Source organism: Flavonifractor plautii ATCC 29863, assembly GCF_000239295.1.
GTDB classification, from domain to species: Bacteria; Bacillota; Clostridia; order Oscillospirales; family Oscillospiraceae; genus Flavonifractor; species Flavonifractor plautii.
This window is the reverse complement of sequence record NZ_JH417704.1, coordinates 1-4,609: the sequence shown is the minus strand read 5'-3', so window position 1 is coordinate 4,609 and position 4,609 is coordinate 1. Positions and strand designations below refer to the sequence as shown.

The following is a 4,609-nucleotide window of genomic DNA, read 5'->3' as shown; positions in this document are numbered from 1 at the left end:
TAGATTTCGTTCCCCGGGCGTTGCCGCGCCCTCTGGTTTACCTGTGGTTAAATCATAACCGCAGTTTCTTCGGTTGTCAATCGTAAAAACGAAAAAATATCGTTTTTGTGATTTGTATACAAAATCAGAATCGAAATTTTTGCGTCTGTGAGGTGTGCCCCATGGATACTGTAGACCGCATCTTTGGGTTGCTTGACAAAATGCCGATTGAACAACAGGAGTTTGCCAAGCTGGTAGGGGTATCAGATGATACTGCGAGTAACTGGCGTCGCAGAAAATCGGCCTCTTATTCTAAATATCTCTCCAAAATCGCTGAAGCCTTGGGCACTACAGTAGAGTACCTGTTAACTGGGAACGAAAAAAAGCCCGCCCCCGCTCCGAAAAGCGAGGACGAGCTGGTAAATGCGATTATCCTGGGCCGCGACGGAAAGGCCGTCAAGCGGACGTACACCAAGGAGCAGATGGAGGCGCTGCGCAAGGTGCTTGATGTGATGCCCTATCTGGACGACGAGGAGCTGTAGCGGATGTGTCCGACTTGGACACCGGCGATTTAACCTGTGGTTGACAACAGGTCAGTAAACAGCTATAATTGAGCATAGAAGAGGGCGTTGCCAGACACGGTCAGCCCTTAGTGGTCTTTGAAGTGATCGCCGAACTTGTCAGGGTGCCGGCGGTCACTTCTTTTTATGGCTCAAAAAGAGGCCGATAATACCGACAATCAGGATACCGATCTGAATCAAGTCAGAGTATGTAACCATCATGGGCAGCCCCCCTTTCGTGGGATCGGAGGGCAAAGAAGCTGCCCTCCGTCAAGAGGGCTGACCGCTGTTGTCTGGCAACGCCGCTTTTAAGATACCATGTTTCGACCGGAAGCGCAAGGGGTTTTCCCGGCTGCCGCCCGGATAAAGGGCTCAAACTGCTGATAGATCCTCCACTCCCAGGGGGAGCGGAAGAAGTAGGAGCGGCCGCGCTCCGCCATGTACTGGGCATCCAGCGCCAGCAGCCGCTCCATGCGGGAGGCACACACCTCGGCGGCGCGGATGCTCAGGCGGCACCTCTGCCCGATGGCAAAGGGGGTGCGCAGGCCCAGGCCCCGCAGGACGCAGGAGGGGGCCAGGAGCTGGGAGGCGAATCGGTCGGCCGCGCGCTCCTGGGGACTGTCCTTATCTGCCTCCGAGCGGCGCACCGTGTTGCCCCCGGCGGGGCAGTGCCCCAGCGCAAAGTGGCCGATCTCGTGCGCGATGGTGAAGCACCGGCGGCCCTGGCTCTGCTCGGGCCTGTAGAAGATGGCCGCCAGCGGCCCGTCCTCCTCTCGGAACAGGAAGCCGTCCGCCCCGTGGACATGCTGGGTCAGGTTGTACCGGCGCAGGAGCTCATACCCCTGTGTGTAGGAGTACAGCCCCAGGCCAAGCCTGCGGCACACCTGTCCCAAGTCAACCGGCAGCTCAGAGATCCCACAGCGCCACAGCACTTCCCACGCAGTCATATCCGCCCCTCCTATTTGTAGCGATTGTAGTTGCAATTATAGAACAGATGTTCTATAATTGCAAGTGAAAAAATGTGTCCAACTTGGACACATCTAGGATTTACCTGTGGTTAAATTTGTGGTTGACAAATTCGATCCGAGGGCATATTATATAAGGGCAACGAGAGTTACTCGTCGCACCATTTATTCAACCCTTGGGCAAGGCCTCCTACTTTTCGGGATGTGCTGACCTCAAGGGTTTTTTCTTTGGAGGGGTTGCTTTGTTATCAATGCTGCCAAAAAGAACCGCCATTCTGGTTGACGGCGGCTATTACCGCGTACGATCCGCCGACCTGTGGGGGAAAAAATCTGCAAACGACCGCGCAAATGAGCTTTACAAGTATTGTATGCTACATATCACAGAGCCGGAGGAGCCAAGGGAGCTGTATCGCATTTTCTACTACGATTGTCCCCCCATGACCAGAACGCTCCGCCACCCGCTCACCGGTGCAGAAGTCGACTACGCAACTATGCCAGGAACAAGATGGTCAAATAATTTTTACAAATTTTTGTCTGAAAAGCACCGTATGGCGTTGCGCATGGGTGAACTGGCTGAGAGCACGGCTTCCTACATTCTGAAGGACAGCGTGCTGGCCGATTTGCTCTCCCGCGCAAAGACTGTCGATGACCTGATGCCAGATGATTTCCGTATTGACGTGAAGCAAAAGGGCGTTGACATGCGGGTGGGACTTGACGTTGCTTCCCTCGCTCAGGGACGGTATGCTGACCAGATCATTTTGATCGCCGGAGACAGTGATTTTCTTCCTGTAATTAAAATGGCACGGAAACATGGCCTTGACTTTATCCTTGACCCCATGAAGCAGAGGCCGAAGCACACCATGATAGAGCATGTGGATGCCGTTGAGACACTCACCGATAAAATGGATGCACCTCCATCCGCCCCCTTCTCCTCCCACGACAACCAGGCCCACCTGCGTGCAGCCATTGCAGAATTGGAGGCTGGTGGCGGTACAGTTCATGAGTTAATTGAAGATAATTAAGACCTAGCAAAGAGCCGGGGCTACGGCCCCGGTCTCTTAAAACGCCTAGAATCGAACAGCGAACGTTTCCAGTTGTCATGAATCCCACCCCTGTACCCCGGGTCGGCCTCGGCGGTTTTTGCGTATGGCTTGGCACGCAGGATGCCTGCTTCTCCGCCAAACGGGTATCACGTCTGGTATTCACTTGTTTGAGTAACGTGTCTTGTGCTGTCATTGTCTGTCGTTACCTGTAGTTAAATTATCACCGTATTCCGTGATTGTCAACTTATATTCACGTAGTTTATTGATTTTTGGCATCTTGTACAGCCAAGGAGCTGATGCTTTGTGTATGAATCACAAGATATTGCAAACCGAATAAAAACACATGCGAAATCAAAAGGCATCCGTCTAAAACAAATGCTGTCTGACTGCAAGTTAGGGATTAACACTATCTCACAGATGTCAAAAGGAAATGATATGCTTTCAAAAAATCTTGCAAAAATCGCCGATTACCTGGACTGTTCCGTGGATTATCTGCTCGGCCGGACAGATAACCCAGAAGTAAACCGATAACAAAAATGTGTCCAACTTGGACACCACATGACCGTTGCAAAAAATGAGCCGGGGCTACGGCCCCGGTCTCTTCAAACGCCAAAATCGAACATTTGTATCACACCAAGGAGTGAACGCCATGAAAATCACCGTGATGCAGGTCAACAATGAACTCGCCAGCACCGGCGTCTCCGTCTATGTGGACGGGCAGCTCCTGGGCAGTATAGGCCCCGGCGGCAGCGTCTCTGCGTCTCTGGAGGCCCCTTCTTGCCTCGTTCGGGTGGAGTGCGGCGTCTACAGCCGGGAGCTCATTTTGTGGCAGGACAGCGCCCTGCAAGTCTCCTGGGGCCTAAATCCGCCCGAGATGATTGTCAGCCATGCCAAAAAATAAGGGGGCCTACTCATGCGACGTGCAAACGGCACCGGCTCCATTGTAAAGCTCTCAGGCAACCGCCGGCGCCCCTATCTTGTGAAGATCTCCGCCAGGGATAAAGACGGCTATGTGCGCCAGGTGGCGCTGAGCTACCACGCCAAGCTCCAGGAAGCCCAGGAGGCGCTGGAGGAGTATAACCGCAAGGCTGCCGCCGGGCAGACCCCCAGTGCGGATATGCTCTCCTGGACCGTGGAACAGGTCTATACCGCCTGGTCGGAGCGGGAGTACCCCAGGAGCGGGAAATCCTCTGTTGCCTCCCACAAGGCATCCTGGAACCAGCGTGTCTCTCGCTACGCCGCCCGTAAAATGCGCAGCGTTACCCTGGACGAGTGGCAGGCCATCCTGGACGAGGGTGAGGACGAGGGCCGCTCCCAGTCCAGCATCAATAACGATGCAATTTTGATCCGCGCATTGCACGCCTACGCCATGAAACGTGATATTATTGGGAAGGATTACTCCCGGTATTTAGATATCCCCACCGTCGACATCAAGGTCAAAAAGGGGGCGCTCAATGATCTCCAGCTTGCCAAATTGGAGGAGCTGGCGAGGGCCGGGTTTCCCGGCGCATCAGAGGCCATGGTTCTGTGCTATACCGGCTTGCGCATCAGCGAGTTCTTGTCCCTTACCCCCTTCGCTTACCGCTCCGAGGATGGCGGCTACCTCCAGTGCGGCGTGAAAAGCGCGGCAGGCCGTGACCGGATTATCCCGATCCACCCCAAGATCTCCGCCTACGTGCAACAATGGCTGTCAGCGGAAAAAGGCATGTCCTCCGACCGTTACCGCATCTCGGTGTTTACCCCAGTGGTAGAGCAGCTCGGCATACCAGAGGCCACCCCGCACTGGTGCCGCCATACCTTCGCCACCCTTCTAAGCCGTGCCGGAGTGGACGAGATCAAGGTGAAGCTACTCCTGGGGCACTCCCTCAAGGGAAATGTCACCGCCACCTACATTCATCCCACCCCCGCCGATCTCGCCAAAGAGGTGAAAAAGCTGGCCTGACAAAATCACCAGGAATCCGCCGTTAGTAACGTATTAGTAACGAGCTAGTATCATTTTTTGCCTACACGCCTAGAGTTCCAGTCACTCCAGAGCCGCACCTGGTTAAAATTTTCTTAAATC

The 4,609-nt window shown here is 54.3% G+C and carries 6 protein-coding genes; 5 read left to right on the top strand and 1 reads right to left on the bottom strand.

Going from position 1 to position 4,609, the window contains the following annotated elements; translation table 11 throughout:
* The first annotated feature begins 161 nt into the window (after positions 1-161).
* Positions 162-521, top strand: a complete 360-nt coding sequence (locus tag HMPREF0372_RS06365; protein WP_007489944.1) for a helix-turn-helix domain-containing protein — start codon at positions 162-164, stop codon at positions 519-521.
* Between the two features lie 326 nt (positions 522-847).
* On the opposite strand, the gene HMPREF0372_RS06360 is transcribed toward HMPREF0372_RS06365, so the two are convergent.
* Positions 848-1,486, bottom strand: coding sequence for an ImmA/IrrE family metallo-endopeptidase (locus HMPREF0372_RS06360; protein ID WP_007489943.1), 639 nt, complete (start codon positions 1,484-1,486; stop codon positions 848-850).
* A 269-nt stretch (positions 1,487-1,755) separates the two neighbouring features.
* On the opposite strand from HMPREF0372_RS06360, the gene HMPREF0372_RS06355 reads away from it, so the two are divergent.
* From HMPREF0372_RS06355 to HMPREF0372_RS06345, 4 genes are all read left to right on the top strand, one after another.
* On the top strand, positions 1,756-2,526 hold the full coding sequence (locus tag HMPREF0372_RS06355) for an NYN domain-containing protein (RefSeq protein ID WP_007489942.1): 771 nt from the start codon (positions 1,756-1,758) through the stop codon (positions 2,524-2,526).
* Positions 2,527-2,850: 324 nt separating this feature from the next.
* Positions 2,851-3,078, top strand: a complete 228-nt coding sequence (locus HMPREF0372_RS19070) for a helix-turn-helix domain-containing protein (RefSeq protein WP_080568005.1) — start codon at positions 2,851-2,853, stop codon at positions 3,076-3,078.
* Between the two features lie 118 nt (positions 3,079-3,196).
* Positions 3,197-3,448, top strand: coding sequence for a hypothetical protein (locus tag HMPREF0372_RS06350; RefSeq protein WP_007489941.1), 252 nt, complete (start codon positions 3,197-3,199; stop codon positions 3,446-3,448).
* Positions 3,449-3,460: 12 nt separating this feature from the next.
* Positions 3,461-4,489, top strand: a complete 1,029-nt coding sequence (locus HMPREF0372_RS06345) for a tyrosine-type recombinase/integrase (protein WP_007489940.1) — start codon at positions 3,461-3,463, stop codon at positions 4,487-4,489.
* The last annotated feature ends 120 nt before the right edge of the window (positions 4,490-4,609 follow it).

What these genes read in the sequence shown, in the direction of transcription:
- HMPREF0372_RS06355 (WP_007489942.1), top strand. Translation starts at nt 1,756, where the DNA reads ATGCTGCCAAAAAGAACCGCCATTCTGGTTGACGGCGGCTATTACCGC.
- HMPREF0372_RS06350 (WP_007489941.1), top strand. Translation starts at nt 3,197, where the DNA reads ATGAAAATCACCGTGATGCAGGTCAACAATGAACTCGCCAGCACCGGC.
- HMPREF0372_RS06360 (WP_007489943.1), bottom strand. Translation starts at nt 1,486, where the DNA reads ATGACTGCGTGGGAAGTGCTGTGGCGCTGTGGGATCTCTGAGCTGCCG.
- HMPREF0372_RS06365 (WP_007489944.1), top strand. Translation starts at nt 162, where the DNA reads ATGGATACTGTAGACCGCATCTTTGGGTTGCTTGACAAAATGCCGATT.
- HMPREF0372_RS06345 (WP_007489940.1), top strand. Translation starts at nt 3,461, where the DNA reads ATGCGACGTGCAAACGGCACCGGCTCCATTGTAAAGCTCTCAGGCAAC.